Origin of the sequence: Streptomyces sp. NPDC001903 (genome assembly GCF_042891345.1) — a bacterium.
Classification (GTDB): Bacteria; Actinomycetota; Actinomycetes; order Streptomycetales; family Streptomycetaceae; genus Streptomyces.
The window spans coordinates 498144-517386 of sequence record NZ_JBIASZ010000003.1; the positions used below are offsets into that span (position 1 = coordinate 498144).

Consider the following 19243-nt stretch of genomic DNA (forward strand, 5'->3'; position numbering starts at 1 on the left):
TCAGCCCGCGAACACCGCCGACGCCTCGGCCGCGTACGCCCGCAGCTGCGGTTCCAGCACGGCCGGGGCGCCCGCACCGGCGGGCAGCAGGCGGCGGGCCTCGTCCTCGGTGGCGTGGCTGAGCAGCCAGGCGCGCGACCAGGCCGGGTCCGCGGACCGGTCGGCCGTACGGATGCGGGCCTGCGCCGCGGCGTAGGCGGATCCGGGCACCTGGCGGGCGATGACCGGGAGGACGTGCCTCGCCTCGGCTTCGAGGTGCGCGGCCAGCAGGTCCCGCTGGGCGGCGAGGAGCCCGGCCAGCCGGCCCGCGTGGCGCCCGGGTTCGGCGGCGAAGCGGGCCGCCACGGCGTCGCACTCGGCCCGGAGCGCGTCGAGTGCCTCGTGGTCGGCGACGAAGCGGACGATGCCGGCCACCGCCTCGGCGGCGTCGGGCACGGCGTCCAGGACGACCGGCCACAGGATCTCGTCCTCGCGGTGGTGGCCGCGCACGACGTCGTTGTAGCGGCGCACGTACCCGGCGATGGCCTCGGCCCGCGCGGGCCCGGCCGGTTCGGCGGCCTCGGCGAGAGCGGCGAGCAGCCCCGCGAGGCGCTCGATGTCGGCCAGGATCGCGCGGTGGGCGACCCGGACGCCGGTGAGGTCGGCAGCCGCCGGGCCGTACGGCCGCGCGGCGGCGACGTGTTCGCTGTCCATGAGGAGACTGTGCGCGCCCCGTGTCAGCGTCGGGTCAACGTCCGATGAACGCCGCCCGTCCGCCGCGTCATAGGCTCGGGGTACGCCCGCCCCGCTTCCCTGGAGATCCTCGCCATGCCGCCCACCGGTCCGCAGTCCGTCGACCGCGCGCTCGCGGTCCTCGACGCCGTCGCCGACGCGCCGGGACCGGTCGGCGCCAAGGCCCTGGCCCGCCGGCTGGAGTGCTCGCTGTCCACCGCCTACCACCTCCTGGCCCCGCTCACCGCACGCGGGTACCTCGTCCGCACGGCGCAGGGGTACGTGCTGGGACCGCGGATCCCCCAGCTGCACCGGAGCCTGCTCCGCCACCTCGAGCCCGCGCCGCGCATGGCCGATCTGCTGACCCGGCTGCGCCGCAGCACCGGCGCCGAGGCGTACTACACCGCCTACCGGGGCGGTCTGATCACGGTCGTCGACACCACGGCGCCGGTCACGGACGCGGGACACCCGTTCACCCCCGGCCGGGAGACCCGGGCGCACGCCACCGCGCACGGCAAGGCGCTGCTCGCCGAGCTGCCCCGGCCGCTGCGCCGGCGGTACCTGGCCGAGCACGGGATGGCCCGCCTGACCGGCGCCACCATCACCAGCGCCGAGCTGCTGGAGGCGGAGCTCTCCCGGGTCCGCGGGCAGGGCTTCGCCGTGTCGATCGGCGAGGCCGACCCCGCGTACACCTGCCTGGCCGTCGCCCTGCCGCGCGGCCGGGACCGGGACGGGGACGGGGACGGGGACGCGGTGCACGCCCTGTCGGTGTCGCTGCCGACCGAGGAGTTCCGGCGGCGCCCGCGGGAGATCCGTACCGCGCTGGCCCGGGCCGCGGCGGACTGCGCCTGAGGCCGGCTGCCCGGAGGACCGTGTTTCCGGCCCTGCCGGAAACACGGCGTGATGGGGATGCGCGGGCCGCCGCGGGGTGCCAGGCTGGTCGCCATGATCTTCATCGCCGTCAGGTTCGACGTCCGTCCGGAGCACAGCGACAACTGGCTCACGCTCGTCGACGACTTCACCCGCGCCACCCGCAACGAGCCGGGCAACCTCTTCTACGACTGGTCGCGCAGCGTCGACGACCCCACCAAGTACACCCTCCTGGAAGCCTTCACCGACGCCGAGGCGGGCGCCGCGCACGTCGCGTCCGACCACTTCAAGGCCGGTATGGAGACTCTCGCGGGCGCCATCGCGAGCACCCCGGAGATCATCCACGTCGAGGTGCCCGGCCAGGGCTGGAGCGCCATGGCCGAGCTGTCCCCCCGTAGCTGACCGCCCGGCCCGGCGCTGCCGCTGCCGCTACGAGGAGAGCCCCAGCAGCCGGGCCGCCGCCTCGCGCATCTCGACCTTGCGGACCTTGCCGGTCACGGTCATCGGGAACTCCTCCACGACGTGCACGTACCGCGGGATCTTGAAGTGGGCCAGCCGTCCGTCGCAGTACGCGCGGACGGCCTCCGCGGTCAGCGGCCGCGCCCCCTCGCGCATCCGGACCCATGCCATCAGCTCCTCCCCGTACTTGCTGTCGGGAACGCCGATGACCTGCACGTCCAGGACGTCCGGGTGGCCGTGGAGGAACTCCTCGATCTCGCGCGGGTACACGTTCTCCCCGCCCCGGATCACCATGTCCTTGATGCGGCCCGTGATGCTCAGGTAGCCGTCCTCGTCCATCACCGCCAGGTCGCCGGTGTGCATCCAACGCGCGGCGTCCACGGCCTCGGCGGTGCGCTCCGGCTCGCCCCAGTAGCCCAGCATCACCGAGTAGCCGCGCGTGCAGAGCTCCCCCGGTTCCCCGCGCCGTACGGTCCGCCCCGACTGCGGATCGACCACCTTGACCTCCAGGTGCGGTCCGACGCGGCCCACCGTGGACACCCGGCGCTCGACCGAGTCGTCGGAGCGGGTCTGCGTGGACACCGGCGAGGTCTCCGTCATCCCGTAGCAGATCGACACCTCGCGCATCCCCATCCGGTCGATGACCTCCTTCATCACCTCGACCGGGCAGGGCGAGCCCGCCATGATCCCCGTACGCAGGCTGGACAGGTCGTACGAGTCGAAGCCGGGCGCGGCCAGTTCGGCGATGAACATCGTGGGGACCCCGTACAGCGAGGTGCACGACTCCGCCTCCACCGCGGCGAGGGTGGCCGCCGGGTCGAAGGCCGGCGCGGGGATGACCATGGCCGCACCGTGGCTGGTGCAGGCGAGGTTGCCCATCACCATGCCGAAGCAGTGGTAGAAGGGCACCGGGATGCAGACCCGGTCCTGCTCGGTGTAGTGGCACAACTCCCCGACGAAGAAGCCGTTGTTGAGGATGTTGTGGTGGGAGAGGGTCGCCCCCTTGGGGAAGCCCGTGGTCCCCGAGGTGTACTGGATGTTGACCGGGTCGTCCGGGCTCAGCTCCGCCGCCGCCCGTACCAGGTCGGCCGGATCGCCGCCGCGGCCCCGCTCCAGGAGGGCGGCCCACCGGGGGGCCTCCAGCAGGACGGTGAACTCCAGGTCCGGGCAGCGCGGCGCGACCTCCTCGATCATCCCGGCGTAGTCGGAGGACTTGAAGCGCTCCGCCGCGAAGAGCAGCCGGATCCCGGCCTGGCGCAGGACGTACTCCACCTCGTGCGAGCGGTACGCCGGGTTGACGGTGACGAGGATCGCCCCGATCTTGGCCGTGGCGTACTGCACCAGCGTCCACTCGGCGCGGTTGGGCGCCCAGATCCCGACCCGGTCCCCCTTGGCGATGCCCAGGTCCAGCAGGCCCAGCGCGAGGGCGTCGACATCGGCGGCGAGCTCCGCGTACGTCCACCGGCGCCCGGCGGCGAGGTCGACGAGGGCGTCGCGGTCGGGGAACCGGCGGACGGTTCGGTCCAGGTTCTCGCCGATCGTGTCGCCCAGCAGCGGTACTTCGAAGACCCCGGATGCATAGCTCGACGCGGCAGACACACGTACCTCCTGGACTCGGTGGCGGGGCGGGGCCCGGCGGGCCGGCGCCTCCCTCATGATCCTCTTCGTCCCGGGCCCCGGCCACCCCGTCAGCGGATGCAGCCGACGATTCTGACCGAGATCTCCGCGCTGCCGGTGAGTCCGGCCGCCGGATCGGTCGCGCTGAACACCAGCTTGTACGTCCCGTCCGGGAGCAGCGGGACCAGGAAGCGGCCCGACGCGCCCGCGCCCAGCGTCACCGGCCCGTTCGGGCCCGTGATCCGCCAGCTCGTGTACTGCGGGTCGGTGAGGGGCCGGTCGTCAGGGCGGGTCCGGGCCGTTCCGGCGAAGGACTCCTCGCAGCCGCGCCGCAACTGGCCGCCGCCGGACGGCTGCTGGATGCCCACCGCCGGGGGCTGCGGCTGCTGCCGGGTCGGCGAGCCGCTCTGCGACGGGGTGCCCGGCCGGCTCGGGCCGCTCTTGGTCGGGGTCCCCGGGCTGTTGGGGCCGCCGGGCGTGGGCGTCGTACCGGGCTGGGCGGACGGGCTGGCCGACGGCGAAGCGCCGGGGGCCGGGGCGGAGGGTGAGGGCGACGCGGGGACCGTACCGTCCGTCGTACCCGGCCCCGGATCGAGCGCGTGCGGCAGTTCCGGTCGGGAGACGGAGGGCGGGGCGGGGGCCTTGGCCGGCTCGGTGGGCTTGGCGTCGATCTTCGCGCAGACCGCGCTGGCGACCAGCGACTGACCGTCCGGCACCGGTGCGACCCGCAGTTCCTGGTCGTCCGGACCGCGGCGGTGCGTGTCGAAGTAGCCGTTGCCGGTGAGCGTCTCGCGGTCGCTGTGCTCGATCCAGACCGAGTCGTGGTAGTCGAGACCGGCCTTCTGCTGGTTCCTTCCGGTGACGTGCCAGGCCTTCACCTTGGCGCCCGAGGGCTCACCGCCCGCCGCCGGTGCGTCCGTCGGCGCGTACAGCCACCCGTCGCCGAAGAAGCGCGCCGGGGCCTCCGCGGCTCCCGTCTCGTTCTCGGCGGGGAACTGGAAGCCGCCTCCGACCACCAGCTTCCCCTTCGGGCAGGACACGGCCGCGTCGGCGCTGCCGCCCGCCGCCACCGTCACCTTCGCGGTGGCCACGGACACGTCCTTCAGCCGGACACAGATCGGACGCAGCGCCACCGCGTAGTTCGCCTCCGGCGGCTGCGGGTCCTCGATCCGGGTCTGGCGCACGATGTTCTCGGACGAGTGGAGCGGAAACACCCCGGGGCTGAGCCGGGTGCCCGGGTTGAGGGCGGCGTACGGCACGGCCTTGGCCTCGCCGGCGAACACCGACTTCGTGGTCAGGGTGTCGAGCGGGACCGGTGCGACGCCCCGGCCCGTCACCGTACGGCCCGCACGGAACTCGGTGCCCAGCGAGGTGAAGTCCCCGGGGCAGGAGGGCGAGGCGGAGGCGTGGCGGGCCGCCTCCGCGAACGGCCCCTCGGTCGTGAGGTCGTGGATGAACCCGCCGCCGGTGGCCGTCACCTTGTTGCCCCGGTCGTGGAACGCGTGCGCCTGCTCGGACCAGGTGACACCGCCCAGGAACTCCGGTTTCGCGTTGACGCACAGCGCGTACGAGGTGAGGGTGGCGGGCGCGGCGTCCGGGTTGTACGCGGCCGCCAGCCAGGCATCGCCGACGAAGAGGCTGTTCGTGGCGAAGCCGCCGCCGGTGATCGCGTACCCGCCGCCGAGCGCCTTCTCGTGCGCCTGGCAGGCGGCGACGGCGGATTGCTCACCGCCCGCCGCGACCTGGACGGAGACGCTGCGCTGGACGACCGCCAGCCGCGGGCCGTCCCCCAGCGCCCATACGCCGGCCCCCACCGCGCCGGACACCACCAGGGCGCCCGCGGCGGCCACGGCGGCCGTTTTGGCCGTGATCGCGCTCCCCAGCTTCGCGAAGACTCCAGAGCCCATCGTCGATGCCCCTCCCCCGGCCGTACGGCCCGCACCTCCCCGCAGCCGCGGGGCGTGGGCAATGTAGCGCTGCGTGCGATACACGTCACCGAGGCTTGAAGTATCGGTTCTGCTACGGACTCCCCGCCCCCGGGCAAAGCCGCCGCACCGCCGCACGGTGGCACTGGCACCACCCCGGACACGGATGGCAGGGATATCGAGCGCGCGGCGGCCCGCGCGGGACGATCAAGGGGACCAGCCGTATCCCAGGGGGAGTTCAGAGATGCACGTGTTCAAGAAGCCCGGGCGTTGGCTCGCAGCCGCCGCCTGCACCCTGCTCGCCGCGGCCGCCCTGCCCGTCGTCCCTGCGGGCGCCGCGAGCGCCGCGGCGGCCGGGGCCGCGACCCCGCCGGTGCCGGGCCGGTACCGGCAGCAGCAGCTCGACTGGCGGCCCTGCGCGGAGGGTCCGCTGGAATGCGCCTCGATGTCCGTGCCGCGGGACTGGTACCACCCGGACTCCGGCCCCGACCTGACGATCGCGGTCTCCCGCCACCGCGCACCGGATCCGGCGAAGCGCCGGGGCGTGCTCATGATGGCGGCCGGCGGTCCCGGGGCCTCGGGGCTCCCCCGGCCGGCCCGGCTCGCCTCGTACAGCCCGAAGCTGGCGGCCGCGTACGACATCGTCGGCTTCGACCAGCGCGGGGTGGGCGCCAGCACGAAGGTCGTCTGCTCGGACCAGGACGAGGTCGACGCCATGTTCGGCGGCGGCGACCTGCGCGACCGCTCGGCGGCCGCCGTCCGGCGGACCCTCGACCGGGCGCGGGAGTTCGTACGGGACTGCGAGCGCCGTTCGGGCGCCCTGCTGCCGTACATCACCACCGATCAGGCCGTCCACGACATGGACCTGTACCGGGAGCTGCTCGGCGCGGAGAGGATCTCCTACTACGGGCCCTCGTACGCCACCTTCCTCGGGGCGTACTACGCGACCGGGTTCCCCCGCCGCGTGGAGCGGGTCGTCCTCGACAGCAACATCGACTTCACCGGGGACTGGCAGTCCTTCCTGACCGGGCAGCCGATGAGTTTCCAGCGCCGCTTCGAGCAGGACTTCCTGCCGTGGCTGGCGGCCAACGACGCCACGTACCACCAGGGGCGCACCGCCGAGGAGGCGCGGGCCTCGTACGAGCGGGTGCGCGCCGCCCTGCACGACCGGCCGCTGGACGTCGAGGGGACGGTCATCACGCCGAACCACCTGGACGCGGCGGCCACCAACGCCCTGTACAACGCGGACCAGTTCGCGGACCTCGCCGCGCTCCTCGGCTTCCTGGCCCATCCCGAGCAGGCTCCGGCGCAGACGCGCAAGGCGGTCGCCGACAGGCTGAGGCACCTCATGGGCGCGGAGTTCGTCGCCGACTTCTTCTCGGTCACCTGCGGCGACACCCCGTGGAACCGCGACCTCCGGTACTGGGTGAAGGAGAGCGCCGAGGCCACGCGCACCCATCCGCTGGCCGGGGCGCGGGAGTTGACGTTCGCCTCGGTCTGCGCGAACTGGCCGCGTTCCAAGGCGCCGCGCGTCAAGGTGACCGGCGAGGGGCTGCCGCCGGTGCTGATGCTCAACTCGAAGAACGACCCGGCGACCTACTACGAGGCGGCCGTGCGCGCCCACCGCGGGCTGGCCGGGTCGCGGCTGGTCACCGTCGAGGGCGGCGACCACGGCCAGTTCCAGAACGGCAACGCGTGCGTGGACGCGTACGTCGAGGGCTACCTGCTGGACGGCGCCCTGCCGGCCGGGGACACGGCGTGCCCGGCGGCGTGATCCGGATGGCGGGCGCCGTCACTCCTCGACGGCGCCACCCATCCGGCGCAGGTGCCGGCGGAAGGTGTAGGAGGGGTCGGCGTCGCGCAGGACCAGGTAGTCGGCGAAGGCCGTCTGGCTGCGCAGGGTCTCGCCCGAGCGGATCCGGCGGGCCTGTTCGCGCTCGGTCTCGCGGATCGTGAGCGCGATGTCCAGCACCTCCTCGACCCGGTCGGCGGGCACGAACAGCACCCCGTCGGCGTCGCCGAAGACGAAGTCCCAGCCGCCGACGAGATGCGGCCCGAACCGGGCGGTGACCAGCGCCTCCGGCTCGCGCTCGTCCAGCCGCAGCGGCCCGGAGGGGTGGCTTCCGTAGCTGAAGACGGGCAGGCCGATCTCGGCCAGCTCGGCCGTGTCGCGGTGCAGCCCCCAGACGACGAGACCGCTCACGCCGGCGGCTTCCGCCTCGAGCGCGGAGAGGTCGCCGACGCAGGCCTCGTCCGTCCGGCCGCCGTTGTCGATGACCAGGACGTCCTCCGGCTCGGCGGATCCGTACGCCTCCAGGAACACGTCGACGCTGCCGTAGTGGCGCACCGGCAGCGCACGGCCCGCGACCCGGTGGCCGGGCAGGACGGTGCGGATCCCGGGCGGCGCCACGCGCAGCGGCACCCCGCTCCGGACGCAGGCATCGGCCACGAGCGGCGTGGACAGGTCGGCGAAGGCCTTCAGCATGCCGTCTCCCCTTCTTCTCCCGAACGGACGGCTTGGGTCAGCCACCGCCCCCCATGGTGCCTTCCCGGCCGCCCGGGCGCGGGGGTTCGGGACGGAGAGTCACGGGATGTCGGTGTCGGAGGGCTGCGCCGCGTAGGTGTGGGGTTCGTCGCCCTGCCATTCGACGAGCTCCGAGTCGCCGAGGACCACGTCGTCGGGGTCGGGTACGCCGGCCCGGCGCAGGAACTCGATCACGTCGGCGTCGTTGAAGGCCAGACCGAGGACGGTGTCCCGGCCCTCGGCCCGCAGGGAGACGCGGCGGCCGCCGGCCGGGGCGATCGGGTGGACGAGGATCGGCGCGTGGTGCATGGCCCCAGCCTCCGCCCGGACGGCCGGGGCCGCATCCGGGCGCAGGCCCGCGCGGGTCGGCGGGGCGGGGCGGCGGGCTGCTCCGGGCGGGTGAGCGCGGCTCACCCACCCGGCCGGGGCCGGCTCACTCCGCGGAGATGCGGCCGCCGAGCCATTCCAGGGCGGGCGGGATCTCCCGGCGCCACGTGTTGAAGCCGTGGCCGCCGCTGTCGAGCGTGATCGACGAGACGCGCGCCGGCGCCTTCACCTTCGCCACGAACTTCTGCGTGTCCTTGTAGTTCGGCTCGCCCTGCTTGGAGGTCGCCACCAGGAAGGAGGACTTGCCCTGCGGCAGGTTGTCCAGGCTCCACAGCAGGTCGGATCGTTTCTCCTCGGCGGTGTTCCCGTGGAAGAGATCACCGGAGTCCTGGTCCAGCTCCGGCTTGTAGTCCGTCGACAGGCCCACTCCGGCCGCGTAGTGCTCCGGGTGCTCCAGCGCGACCTTCAGCGCGCAGTAACCCCCGGTGGAGTCCCCCATGATGGCCCAGTTCGAGGGTGAGGTGCCGACGCGGTAGGCGCCGGAGACGGCCTTGGGCAGGTCCGTGCCGAAGAAGGTCTCGCTGAGCGGGCCGCCCGGCACGTCGACGCACTGGGTGTTGCGGGTCGGTATGACCGAGGGCTGCATCATCACCAGGACCATCGGCGGCATCTTCTTCTGCTTGGCGAGCCTCCACGCCGTCTTCGGGTAGTCCAGTCCCTTGAGCAGGTTCTCGGCCATCCCCGGGAAGCCGGTGAGCACCACCGTGGCGGGGAACCTCACGTTCTCGTTCCCCTTCTGGAAGTACTCGGGCGGCAGGTACACGTACGCCTGGACCACGGCCTTGGAGCCTTCGCCCCGCAGGCTGATCTTCTCGATCCTCCCGCCGATGTGGGGCGTTCCGCCGCCGGGGACGTCGGTCGGCTGGTGGCCGAGGACGCGCACCGCGGCGCCCGCGGAGGCGTCCTGGCCCAGGGAGGGCATCGGCCGCTCCGCGCCGGCGAGGTCCGCCCAGGAACCGTAGAGCAGGAAGGTCCGGTTGGCGGTGAGGCCGACTGAGGCGAGGAGCAGCACCTGGAGCGTCAGGACGACACCGACCCGGCCGAGCACCGGCCGCCCGCCGCGGCGGCCGAGGCGTGGCCACAGCCGTACGGCGGCGGCGAAGGCCAGCACCGTGGTGAGGACGACGAGGATCAGGAGCGTACTGCTGGTGAGACTCACGGATCAGGGGAACTCTCTGCGCTGGCCTGGTCGGCACGGACCCTCGGTCCGGCGGCGCCGCACGTGCGGTCGCACAGGGCTAGACCGCAACGGGGCCCGATCCGTTCCACACCGTGCACAGGGAAGAGGAAGTCGCCCGCCTGCGCGCGCACCGCGTGCTCCGCCCGGCCTGGGGCGAACTCCAGCCAATAGCTTGACATGGTCCTGACATTTCAAGGTCCCTGTGGGACGTTCCCTGGCGTGTCTCGAAAGCTCTCTCCCCGCGCCGGTACGGAAACCGCCTCCGTCAGGCCGGGCGCACGCCGGCGGGGCCCCTCAGGGCCCCGCTTCACACCCCACGAGGACGTGGCGAAGAGGAGCGACAGCATGAGGATCTCGACATGGCCGGGCGCGGCCGTACTGGCAGCAGCGGTGATCGTCGGCGCGGCGACGTCGGCGACGGCCCTGGGCCCCACCGCGGATCAGCGGCTCGACGGCGTCATCGTCGTCGCCGGCAACACCTGTACCTGGACCAACGCACGCACCAGCGCCAATCCCCCGAGCGCGCTGACCGTCGACCGCACCACCATCAACGCACCCGGCGGCAACCTCGGATGCAACGGCGGCATCACCGCCTCCCTCAACAACAACCCCGCGTTCGCCTTCGACGACGCCGCGGGCCTCGCCAAGACGGACGCCATCGACATCACGGGCAAGCAGAGCTTCATCTCCTGCCGCTACAAGGCCACGAACATCACGTGGAACCGTGACGGAGCCACCCGCAAGTACGTCAACCAGGCCTTCACCGCGACCAAGACCTCGGGCAGCTTCCTGTGCCCCGGCTCGGTCACGACGCCGGCCGGTGACGCCTCGATGCTGTTCCACTGACCCCGCATCCGCGCATCCGCACCCGCCGTGTGCCGCGACCCCGCCCGGGGCCGCGGCACACCGGCAGGACGGGGAAGGGTCAGGGCCGGATCTCCAGGGTGCAGCACTTGACGCTGCCGCCGCCCTTGAGCAGTTCGGACAGGTCCATGCCGATGGGGTGGAAGCCGCGCTCGCGCAGCTGCCCGGCCAGCCCTTCGGCGGCCTCGGGGAGCACCACGTTCAGCCCGTCGCTCACGGCGTTCAGCCCGAACACGGCGGCGTCCTGCGCGGATACGAGCAGCGCGTCGGGGAAGAGCGTCTCCAGCAGGGCGCGGGCGGCGGGGGCGAAGGCCTCCGGGTGGTACATGATCTCGTCGCCGTCGAGTACGGCGAGCGCCGTGTCGAGGTGGTAGTAGCGCGGGTCGACCAGCTCCAGGCCGATGACGGGGCGGCCGAAGAAGGCCTCCGCCTCCCGGTGGCCGCGCTCGTCGCTGCGGAACCCGTACCCGGCCAGGACGTGGCCGTCGGTGACGAGGAAGTCGCCCTCGCCCTCGTTGACGTACTGCGGGTCGTGCAGCTCGGTGAAGCCGTTCTCCCGGAACCAGTCCAGGTACGCGGGCCCCTCGGCGACGCGCTCGGCGTTGCGGAAGCGGGCGCCGAGGACGCGGCCGCCGACGACGGTGGCCCCGTTGGCCGCGTACACCATGTCGGGCAGGCCGGGTACCGGCTCGATCAGCTCGACGGTGTGCCCGAGGTCGCGGTACAGCTCGCGCAGCCGCTCCCACTGGAGGACGGCGAGGCCGGCGTCGACCGGCTTCTCCGGATCCATCCAGGGGTTGATCGCGTACACCACGTCGAAGTGGGTGGGGCGGCACATCAGGTACCGGCGCGGGCGCTGTTCGCGCGGCCGGGCGGAGGGCGTCGGGGCAGAGGTCATGGTCGCTCCCGGGCGGCGGCCACGGTGGTGGCCGGGGTGAGGGGGGTCTTTCCCGGCCGAGCTTGTGCGCCCCCGGCGAACGGCGGATGAAGCCGACGCGGCCGCCGGGGGCGCACTGCACGAGCAGCTCGGTGGCGGCGCGACCGCGGCCCGGTTGCCCCGGCCCGATTGCCGCGGCCGCCCCCGGTGGTGGCTGCCGGGGGCGGCCGCGCGTGGCCGGCGGAGGGGTCAGGACTGGCAGAGGGCGCGTTCGTGGTCGATCGTGGCCGTCGCGCGGGAGTACTGCCACTGCGGGGCCAGGAGCTGCGTGTTCAGCTGGGCGGCGGCCGCCGGGCTCTCCACCACGTAGCCGAAGTCCTGGAGCCAGGCCGGGTAGAGGTTCTTGGAGCCGATGTAGAAGGCCGAGTCGTCGACGGAGACCACCTTGTGGTGCTGCGCGTACGGGTGGCCGTCGGCCCAGGTCGGGCTCTGGGAGCTGCGGAACGTGGCGAGCTGGAGGTTGGAGCACATCGTGGCCCTGGCCGCGCCCTGGTCGCCGGTCAGCAGGGCGAGGCGGTCGCGCAGGGTGTCGCTGATCTCCGAGAGCGACTTGATCTGGGAGTAGCCGCCGCTGCCCACGGCGCCGCGGTTGGCGGGGTCGCTGACGACGATGCGGACCTTGACCCCGGCCGCCATCCGCGCCGCGAGGGCGTCGTAGACGCGGATGTCGTAGCGGGGCAGGGGCGGGCAGGTCGCGTTGACGTCCTGCTGGGAGATCTCGATGTGCCGGTTCGCGCTGGAGATCAGCGTCCGCAGGGCGCTCTCCTCCGGGTTGACCGTGTCGTAGTCGCGGTCGGCGTTGGTGTTGTCGTGCAGGCCGACGACGCACTTGGTGTCCGGGGCACTGGGCAGTGCGGGCCGGAAGGCCGACGACGGATCGTTGCGCTTGATGCCGACGCCGAGTCCGCCGACGGCGACGGCCGGTACGTCGCCCGGGGCCGCCGGAGGCGTGGCGGGGGCGCTGTCCTTGGCCATGGTCGGCATGCAGGCGGCGCCGTTGGAGGAGGCGAACCAGACGCTGGCGATGTTGCTCTTGTTCTGGCAGGTCCAGGACCACAGCTCGTCCAGGTAGCGGCCAGCGGACGCGGCGGCCGGCCCGCGCAGGGCGAGGTCGACGTCGGCGACGGGGTGGGCCGTCTCCAGGTAGTCGTCCTTCCAGTCGTTGATGCCGCCGGTGATCACGGACTGGCCGTCGACCACGAGGAGCTTGGAGTGGTTCCAGGAGAACGCCGTCTTCGAGGTCGTCATCGAGGCGACGTTGAGGTCGACGTTGCGGGCGTCCGCGCCCAGCTTGGCGACGAGCTCGTCCCGGTACTTCGAGGGCAGCACGTTGAGGTGGTAGACCGGCGCGGCGCCGACCAGCACGCGCACCTTGAGCTTGTTGCCCCGCGCGGCCGAGGACTTGAGGCCCGAGACGATCGCGTCCTGGAAGGCTCCGTTGGGGAACGGCGCCAGGGTCGATATGTCGATGGTGCGCGTCGCCTGGGAGATGTTCCGGGTCATCTTCGCGAGCAGCTGCTCGGTCCCCGGGCGCGCGGTGCACGTGTCGTCGCCCCAGCAACCGGGGGTCTGCAGCAGCCAGTCGGCGCCGCCGGGCGTCGAGGCATCGAGGAGGTTGCCGCCGGTGCGCTCCCAGACCTGGCCTTCGAGGCCGGGGGAAACCTGGCGGAGGGTCTGCTCCACCGCGTCGAGGTGGGGCGCCGGGGCGGAGGGCCCGGGGCCGGCCGCCGGGGCGGCCGCGGCCGGGACGGCGGCGAACAGGGCCAGCAGGGCCGCCGGAACCGCCGCGCGGGCGGCGAGGGCTGACGGACGGTGAACGGACGGGCGGCGGAGCGGGGGGGTGTGGCGGTGCACGGTGACTTCCTTGCGAGAGGGATCGCCGTCGCCGCGAGGGGGCGACCGGCAAGATCAACTCGCGGAAGTTACCACCGGGTCACAAGGCCGGGGAATTCGCACTCATCGGATTCGGCCACCGCGGTGCGGCCGGCCGAACGCGAGGGCCGAAAAGGAGCCGTTCTGGCCGGATTGGACAAGTGGTCGATGGAGCGACCACGATGATGCGCGCTAGATCGCGGCAGCTCAGGGGGGCAAACCGGATACATGGTGATGTTCCTCCGATCCATCCGCTACGTCCCCGTTTCCGACACCGGAGAGTTTTCGCCATGAGCTTCGGCGACCCGAACAACCCGTACGGCCAGCAGCCCCCGCAGGGTCAGCCCGGCTACCCGCAGCAGGCCCCGCAGGGCGTGCCCCCGCAGTACGGCTACCCGCAGCAGCCTCCGCAGGGCGTCCCGCCGCAGTACGGCTACCCCCAGCAGGCCCCGCAGCAGACCCCTCCGCCGTACGGCGCCTACCCGCCGCCCGGCATGCCCGGCATGCCGGGTTCGGGCATGCCCCCGCTCGCGCACTGGGGCCAGCGCTTCGGTGCGTACCTGCTCGACGGACTCATCATCGCGGGCCCGATGTACGCCCTCGGCTTCATCGACCTGGCCGCCAGCAGCGACCCCGCGAACTCCGGCCCCGGCGTTTTCTTCATGATCGGGTGGCTGTACGCCCTGGGCATGGCCATCTTCCAGCTCTACAAGGAAGGCACCACCGGCCAGACGATCGGCAAGAAGGTCGTGGGCATCAGCCTGCGCCGCGAGGCCGACGGCGCCTTCCTCGGGTTCGGCATGGCCTTCGTCCGCAAGCTGGCCCACGCCCTCGACGGCATCCCCTGCTACATCGGCTTCCTGTGGCCGCTGTGGGACGACAAGAAGCAGACCTTCGCCGACAAGGTGTGCAACACCGTCGTCATCCAGGTCCCCAAGAGCTGAGTCCTCGAGGGCCGGCTCCTCACGGGCCGCGTCCTCAAGGGCCGCGCGCCCGAGGGGTGAGGCCGCTTCTCCCCCCTCCCCTCTCTCCCCACCGCCCACCCGGCAGCGGAGCTCCTCCGCCGCCGGGTGGGCGCGTTTGCGCGGCCGCCGCGGACGAGCGCCGTGCTCTTCCCGCCGGTGATGAAGGCGCCGACGGACCGGCCCGGGAGGAGGAGTCGGTTCGGCGGTACGGGCTGTGCGCATCCGTCGGCCCGTCACCTCCTCCTCCCGGTGGCGTTATCGGGCTGCCGCCCTGCGGGGACGCCGACCCGGGAGGACCCCCGATGCCACGATCCGACCGGCCCAGGCCGTCCCGCCGGTCCGGGCTCCCGGCCCTCCTCGCGCTGTTGGCCCTGGCGGCCGCCCCGGGCGGGGCCCCGGCCCTGCCCGTCCCCCGGCCTGCGGTCGCGGCCGCACCGGCCCCGGCCGTCCCCTCCGCCGGGTCGGCACGCTCCCGGCTGCCCGCCGCCCGGGCCGCGCTGCGCCGGCTGCTGCCGCCGCGGCACGCCCTCCAGTTCACCCTCCTGCCCGGCCCCCGCGGCGCCGACGGCCAGGACCGCTTCACCGTGTCCGGCCGGCCGGGAGCCGTCGTGGTCCGGGGCAGTACGCCCGCGACCGCGCTGACCGGGGTCGGCTGGTACCTGCGCAACGTGGCCCGGGTGGACATCGGCTGGCCGGGCGACAGCCTGGGCGCGCTCCCCGACGTCCTGCCCGGCCTCCCGCGGCCGGTCACCCGCACCGCCCTGGTCCGCCACCGGTACGCCCTCAACGACACCGACGACGGGTACGCGGGCGCGTACCGCACCTGGGAGGAGCGCCTGCGCCAGATCGACCTGCTCGCCCTGCACGGCATCAACGAGGTACTGGTCCAGGTCGGCGCCGAGTATCCGTACTACGCGGCCCTGCGGCGGCACGGGTACACGGCGGCGGAACTGCGCGCGTGGATCCCGGGCCCCGCCCACCAGGGCTGGTGGCTGCTGCAGAACCTGAGCGGGTTCGGCGGGCCGGTCGGCGAGCGGCTGGTCGAGGAGCGGGCGGCGCTCGGCGCGCGGGTCGCCGACGAGCTGCGCGCCCTCGGCATGACCCCGGTCCTGCCCGGCTACTTCGGCACCGTGCCGCCCGGCTTCGCCGACCGCAACCCCGGCGCCCGGGTCCACCCGCAGGGCACCTGGGACGGTTTCGCCCGGCCCGACTGGCTGGATCCCGCCGGTCCCGTCTTCGCCGATCTCGCCGCCGACTACTACGCCGCTCAGCGCGCCCGGTTCGGCGACAGCGCGATGTACCGGATGAGCCCGCTGCACGAGGGCGGGACGGCGGCCTCCGTCGACGTGCGGGCGGCCGCGGGCGCCGTGCAGCGGGCCCTCGACGCGGCGCACCCGGGCGCGATCTGGGCCGTACTGGGCTGGCAGGACGATCCGACCAGGGAACTGCTCTCCGGGGTGGACACCTCGCGGATGCTGATCGTGGACGGGATGTCCGAGCGCTACGAGAACCTGGACCGCGAGACCTCCTGGGCGCACACCCCGTACGCGCTGGGCACGATCCACAACTTCGGCGGGCACACGACGATCGGCGCCAACACGGGCGTCTGGCTGCGCCGGTTCGACGCGTGGCGGGCCAAGCCGGACAGCGCGCTGGCCGGCATCGCGTACATGCCGGAGGCGGGCGGGGTCGATCCGGCGGCCTTCGCGCTCTTCACCGATCTGGCCTGGGAGCCCGGTCCCCTCGACCGGAAGGAGTGGTTCGCCGCCTATGCGCGCCGCCGCTACGGCGGCGGGGACGGGTACGCGGCGGCCGCCTGGGAGGCCCTGCGCACCGGCCCCTACAGCACGGGGACGGACTCCGCCCAGCCGCAGGACGGCCTGTTCACGGCCCGCCCGAGCCTGACGGCGAACAGGTCGAGCGCCTGGACGCCCGGGGGCATGCGCTATCCGGCGGCCTCGGTGCGCACCGCGCTGGACGCGCTGCTGAAGGTCTCGCCCCGGCTGCGCGGTTCGAGCGCGTACCGCTACGACCTGGTGGACACGGCCCGCCAGGCCCTCGCCAACCACTCCCGGGTGCTGCTGCCGCGGATCAGGGCCGCCTACGGGGCCGAGGACCTGGGCCGGTTCCGGCTGCTGGTCGGGGAGTGGCAGCGCGACGAGCGGCTGCTGGCGGCCGTCACCGGCTCCGACCGGCACTTCCTGTTCGGGCGGTGGGCGGCCGCCGCCCGGTCCTGGGGCGCGGACGAGGCGGAGCGCGACCGCCTGGAATACGACGCCCGCTCCCTGCTGACCACGTGGGGCGCCCGTACCGCCAGCGAGCCGCCCTCCTCGCTGCACGACTACGCGAACCGCGAATGGGCCGGGCTGCTGGAGGAGTTCTACGCACCGCGCTGGGCGCGGTACTTCGACTCGCTGGACCGGGCCCTGGTCTCGGGAGCGGCGCCGCGGCCCGTCGACTGGTACGCCGTCGAGGACGCCTGGGCGCACCGTACGACCGGTCATCCGACCCGGCCGAGCGGGGATCCGTACGCCCTCGCGCGCGCCGTCGCGGACGCGCTGCCGCCCGCCGGCGCCCTCGCGTGAGCGGGGCCGGTCACTCCCCCGATCTGCCCGGGGCGAGCCGTTCGACGACCTCGGCCAGGTCCTCGCACACCCGCTCGATCTCCTCGCGGATGTTGTTCTGCTCGGTGACCAGTGCGGAGAGCAGCAGCGCGGTCAGGGCCGCCGAGCCGTTGAGCGCCTGGAGGTTGACCATGATCTCGAAGAGGGAGTGGCCGGCGAAGGGTCCGGCCTCGTCGGTCGCCGCCGAGATCGCCACGACGGACACGAGCAGCACGCAGGGCGCGCTGCCCGCCAGTTGGAAGCGTACGGCCGACCAGATGAGCAGCGGGAAGACGAGGAAGAGCAGCGACAGCGAGCTCCGGGTCGCCACGAGCACGACGATCCCGGCGGCGACGGCCAGCCCCACCCCCTCGGCGACCCGGTAGGCGTCCTGGGGCATCCGCACCCTGGGCACCACGAGCAGCAGCGGAGTCAGCACCAGCACGCCCATCGCGTCGCCGGCCCACCACGCCGACCACACCGGCCAGAAGCCGGAGGGATCCAGGTCACCGGTGGCCACCAGCACCGCGGTGCCGATGGAGGCGCTGAGCATCATCGGCACCAGCCCGCCCAGGAACACCAGGGCCAGGCCGTCCCGCAGCCGGTCGATCTCGACGCGGAAGCCCACGCGGCGCAGCAGCAGGTACGCGCACACCGGCGCGACGGTGTTCCCCACGATGATGCCCACGTCGGCGAGCTGGAAGCTGGCGAGGTGTTCGATGGCGAAGAAGGTGCCGAGGGCGATGCCCGGCCACATCCGCAGTCCGAACCAGAGCAGGGCGGCGACCGCGATGCCGGTGGGCAGCCACAGGGGCGTCACCACCGCGCCCTCGACCTCCACGCGCAGCAGGAGGCCGATCCGTCCTGAGGCGTAGTAGGCGGTGGCGACGACGAGGATCCCGAGAAGGGTTCCCCTGAAACGCCGCCATTCCTCGGTGCGCACCACAGCATCAGACAACAACCGCCGCCCCGGGCGGGCCGTGACACGCGCTAGGGGGTGTCTTGTCGATCGGGCCGGATCAGGGAGCGGCGGTGGGCGCCGTGGATCGCAAGGCGGACGAGGGAGGCGACGCGGTGGGGGCACCTCCCAGCGGTAGCTGGGGGACGTCGGCGACCGAGGACAACGCGGCGAGGCGCGGTGCCCACCGCCGCGAGCCCGGCATGATCGGCGAGACACCCCCTAGGGGGTGTCCGCAAAGTAGCGCCGTCCGCCCGAAGGGCGGTCTCGCGGCGTTCGGTGCGTGCTCTCGGTGTGCCGGGCGGAAGCCCGTGTACTGGACGTACTCGGGATTTCGTCCGGTGCGCCGAGAGCGCGTGCCGGGCGCCGCGGGGCAGGCGGGACTTTGCGGACGCCCCCTAGCGGCGCGCGGGTCCTGCCGCGTCGTGGCTGAGGACGAGCACCGCCGCGTCGTCCGCGTGGCCGGTGGAATCGGCCACCTTCATGATTTCGGCGGCGATCTCGTCGGGGTCGGCGCCCGCCGCCTCCCTGACCACGCGGGCCACCCGGTCCAGTCCCTCGTCGATGGGGAACGAGGGGCCCTCGACCACGCCGTCGGTGAGCAGGACGATGGAGCCCGCCTGGTCCAGCCTGCGCCGGGTCACCGCGTACCGCGCCCCGGGCTCCACCCCGAGCGGCAGGCCGCCCTCGTCGTCGGTGATGCCGTAGCGGCCGTCGACGGTGGCCCAGACGGCGGGCACGTGTCCGGCGCGGGCGCTTTCGAGCACCCGGGTCTCGGGGTCGAAGCGGAGCAGGGTGCAGGTGGCGAAGAGCTCGCAGTCCATCGACAGCAGGACGTCGTTGGCCCGGCTCAGCACCTCGCCGGGGTCCACGACGACGGTGGACACCGCGCGCACGCCGACGCGGACCTGGCCCATGAAGGCGGCCGCCTCCACATCGTGGCCCTGTACGTCGCCGATGGAGAAGGCCAGCCCGCCTCCGGACAGCCGGAATCCGTCGTACCAGTCACCGCCGATGTCCAGGCCGTGCCGGGCGGGCGCGTAGCGGGCCGCGCTGCGCAGCCCGGGCAGGGCGGGCAGGGAGCCCGGCAGCATCTCGCGCTGCAGGGCCTCGGCGAGCTCCACCCTGGCCAGTTGCAGTTCCGCCCCCGCGCGGGCCCGGGCGGTGAGCCGTCCCAGGGTGCTCAGGAGGTCGGCGGCGCTCACCGACTTCGGGGCTCGGCGCGGGGTCATGGACCGCTCCCGGGTGCATCCATAGGTCCCTGCTTATGTCCCTGCTCTCGGCACTCGGCTCCCGGCTTTCGCGGTGGGCGCTGCGCCGGGGAACCGACCACATCATATTTCCGCCATCCGGGGGTCGCGAGAGATGCGG

Annotated in this window: 16 protein-coding genes; 6 read left to right on the forward strand and 10 right to left on the reverse strand. The window is 73.5% G+C overall.

Features of this window, described 5'->3' with window-relative positions:
- A complete protein-coding gene (locus ACFYZS_RS09005) occupies nucleotides 1–693 on the reverse strand; it encodes a hemerythrin domain-containing protein (protein WP_389008484.1) in 693 nt (230 codons plus the stop codon).
- 114 nt (nucleotides 694–807) lie between these two features.
- On the opposite strand from ACFYZS_RS09005, the gene ACFYZS_RS09010 reads away from it, so the two are divergent.
- On the forward strand, nucleotides 808–1563 hold the full coding sequence (locus tag ACFYZS_RS09010; protein ID WP_389008487.1) for an IclR family transcriptional regulator: 756 nt from the start codon (nucleotides 808–810) through the stop codon (nucleotides 1561–1563).
- A gap of 93 nt (nucleotides 1564–1656) precedes the next feature.
- The gene (locus ACFYZS_RS09015) at nucleotides 1657–1983 is read left to right on the forward strand and encodes a putative quinol monooxygenase (protein ID WP_030160993.1); all 327 of its coding nucleotides are present in this window, start codon (nucleotides 1657–1659) and stop codon (nucleotides 1981–1983) included.
- A 27-nt stretch (nucleotides 1984–2010) separates the two neighbouring features.
- Here ACFYZS_RS09015 and ACFYZS_RS09020 read toward each other — a convergent pair whose 3' ends face one another.
- Together ACFYZS_RS09020 and ACFYZS_RS09025 are read right to left on the reverse strand one after the other, a co-directional pair.
- Complete coding sequence (locus tag ACFYZS_RS09020) at nucleotides 2011–3696, reverse strand: AMP-binding protein (RefSeq protein WP_389008490.1); 1686 nt, start codon at nucleotides 3694–3696, stop codon at nucleotides 2011–2013.
- 32 nt (nucleotides 3697–3728) lie between these two features.
- Nucleotides 3729–5564, reverse strand: coding sequence for a hypothetical protein (locus ACFYZS_RS09025; protein WP_389008493.1), 1836 nt, complete (start codon nucleotides 5562–5564; stop codon nucleotides 3729–3731).
- A gap of 262 nt (nucleotides 5565–5826) precedes the next feature.
- Between ACFYZS_RS09025 and ACFYZS_RS09030 the strand changes: the two genes are divergently transcribed.
- Entirely contained in the window at nucleotides 5827–7356 is a 1530-nt protein-coding gene (locus ACFYZS_RS09030; RefSeq protein ID WP_389008496.1) for an alpha/beta hydrolase, read from the forward strand.
- A gap of 18 nt (nucleotides 7357–7374) precedes the next feature.
- Here the strand turns inward: ACFYZS_RS09030 and ACFYZS_RS09035 are convergent, their stop codons facing one another.
- The 3 genes from ACFYZS_RS09035 to ACFYZS_RS09045 form a co-directional block, all read right to left on the reverse strand.
- On the reverse strand, nucleotides 7375–8067 hold the full coding sequence (locus tag ACFYZS_RS09035; RefSeq protein ID WP_389008499.1) for an RraA family protein: 693 nt from the start codon (nucleotides 8065–8067) through the stop codon (nucleotides 7375–7377).
- Nucleotides 8068–8166: 99 nt separating this feature from the next.
- Complete coding sequence (locus ACFYZS_RS09040; protein ID WP_389008501.1) at nucleotides 8167–8415, reverse strand: hypothetical protein; 249 nt, start codon at nucleotides 8413–8415, stop codon at nucleotides 8167–8169.
- A gap of 124 nt (nucleotides 8416–8539) precedes the next feature.
- Complete coding sequence (locus ACFYZS_RS09045) at nucleotides 8540–9652, reverse strand: alpha/beta hydrolase (RefSeq protein WP_389008504.1); 1113 nt, start codon at nucleotides 9650–9652, stop codon at nucleotides 8540–8542.
- 366 nt (nucleotides 9653–10018) lie between these two features.
- On the opposite strand from ACFYZS_RS09045, the gene ACFYZS_RS09050 reads away from it, so the two are divergent.
- A complete protein-coding gene (locus ACFYZS_RS09050; RefSeq protein WP_389008507.1) occupies nucleotides 10019–10519 on the forward strand; it encodes a hypothetical protein in 501 nt (166 codons plus the stop codon).
- Nucleotides 10520–10598: 79 nt separating this feature from the next.
- Here ACFYZS_RS09050 and ddaH read toward each other — a convergent pair whose 3' ends face one another.
- Entirely contained in the window at nucleotides 10599–11435 is an 837-nt protein-coding gene (gene ddaH, locus ACFYZS_RS09055; RefSeq protein ID WP_389008510.1) for a dimethylargininase, read from the reverse strand.
- Nucleotides 11436–11663: 228 nt separating this feature from the next.
- The gene (locus ACFYZS_RS09060) at nucleotides 11664–13328 is read right to left on the reverse strand and encodes a phospholipase D-like domain-containing protein (RefSeq protein ID WP_389008513.1); all 1665 of its coding nucleotides are present in this window, start codon (nucleotides 13326–13328) and stop codon (nucleotides 11664–11666) included.
- A 308-nt stretch (nucleotides 13329–13636) separates the two neighbouring features.
- Here ACFYZS_RS09060 and ACFYZS_RS09065 point away from each other — a divergent pair, with 308 nt between their 5' ends.
- Entirely contained in the window at nucleotides 13637–14290 is a 654-nt protein-coding gene (locus tag ACFYZS_RS09065) for an RDD family protein (protein WP_389008516.1), read from the forward strand.
- A 323-nt stretch (nucleotides 14291–14613) separates the two neighbouring features.
- Complete coding sequence (locus ACFYZS_RS09070) at nucleotides 14614–16896, forward strand: alpha-N-acetylglucosaminidase (RefSeq protein ID WP_389008519.1); 2283 nt, start codon at nucleotides 14614–14616, stop codon at nucleotides 16894–16896.
- A 10-nt stretch (nucleotides 16897–16906) separates the two neighbouring features.
- Here ACFYZS_RS09070 and ACFYZS_RS09075 read toward each other — a convergent pair whose 3' ends face one another.
- Both ACFYZS_RS09075 and ACFYZS_RS09080 read right to left on the reverse strand, forming a co-directional pair.
- On the reverse strand, nucleotides 16907–17860 hold the full coding sequence (locus tag ACFYZS_RS09075) for an MASE1 domain-containing protein (RefSeq protein ID WP_389008522.1): 954 nt from the start codon (nucleotides 17858–17860) through the stop codon (nucleotides 16907–16909).
- 410 nt (nucleotides 17861–18270) lie between these two features.
- On the reverse strand, nucleotides 18271–19104 hold the full coding sequence (locus ACFYZS_RS09080; protein WP_389008524.1) for a PP2C family protein-serine/threonine phosphatase: 834 nt from the start codon (nucleotides 19102–19104) through the stop codon (nucleotides 18271–18273).
- Nucleotides 19105–19243: the final 139 nt, after the last annotated feature.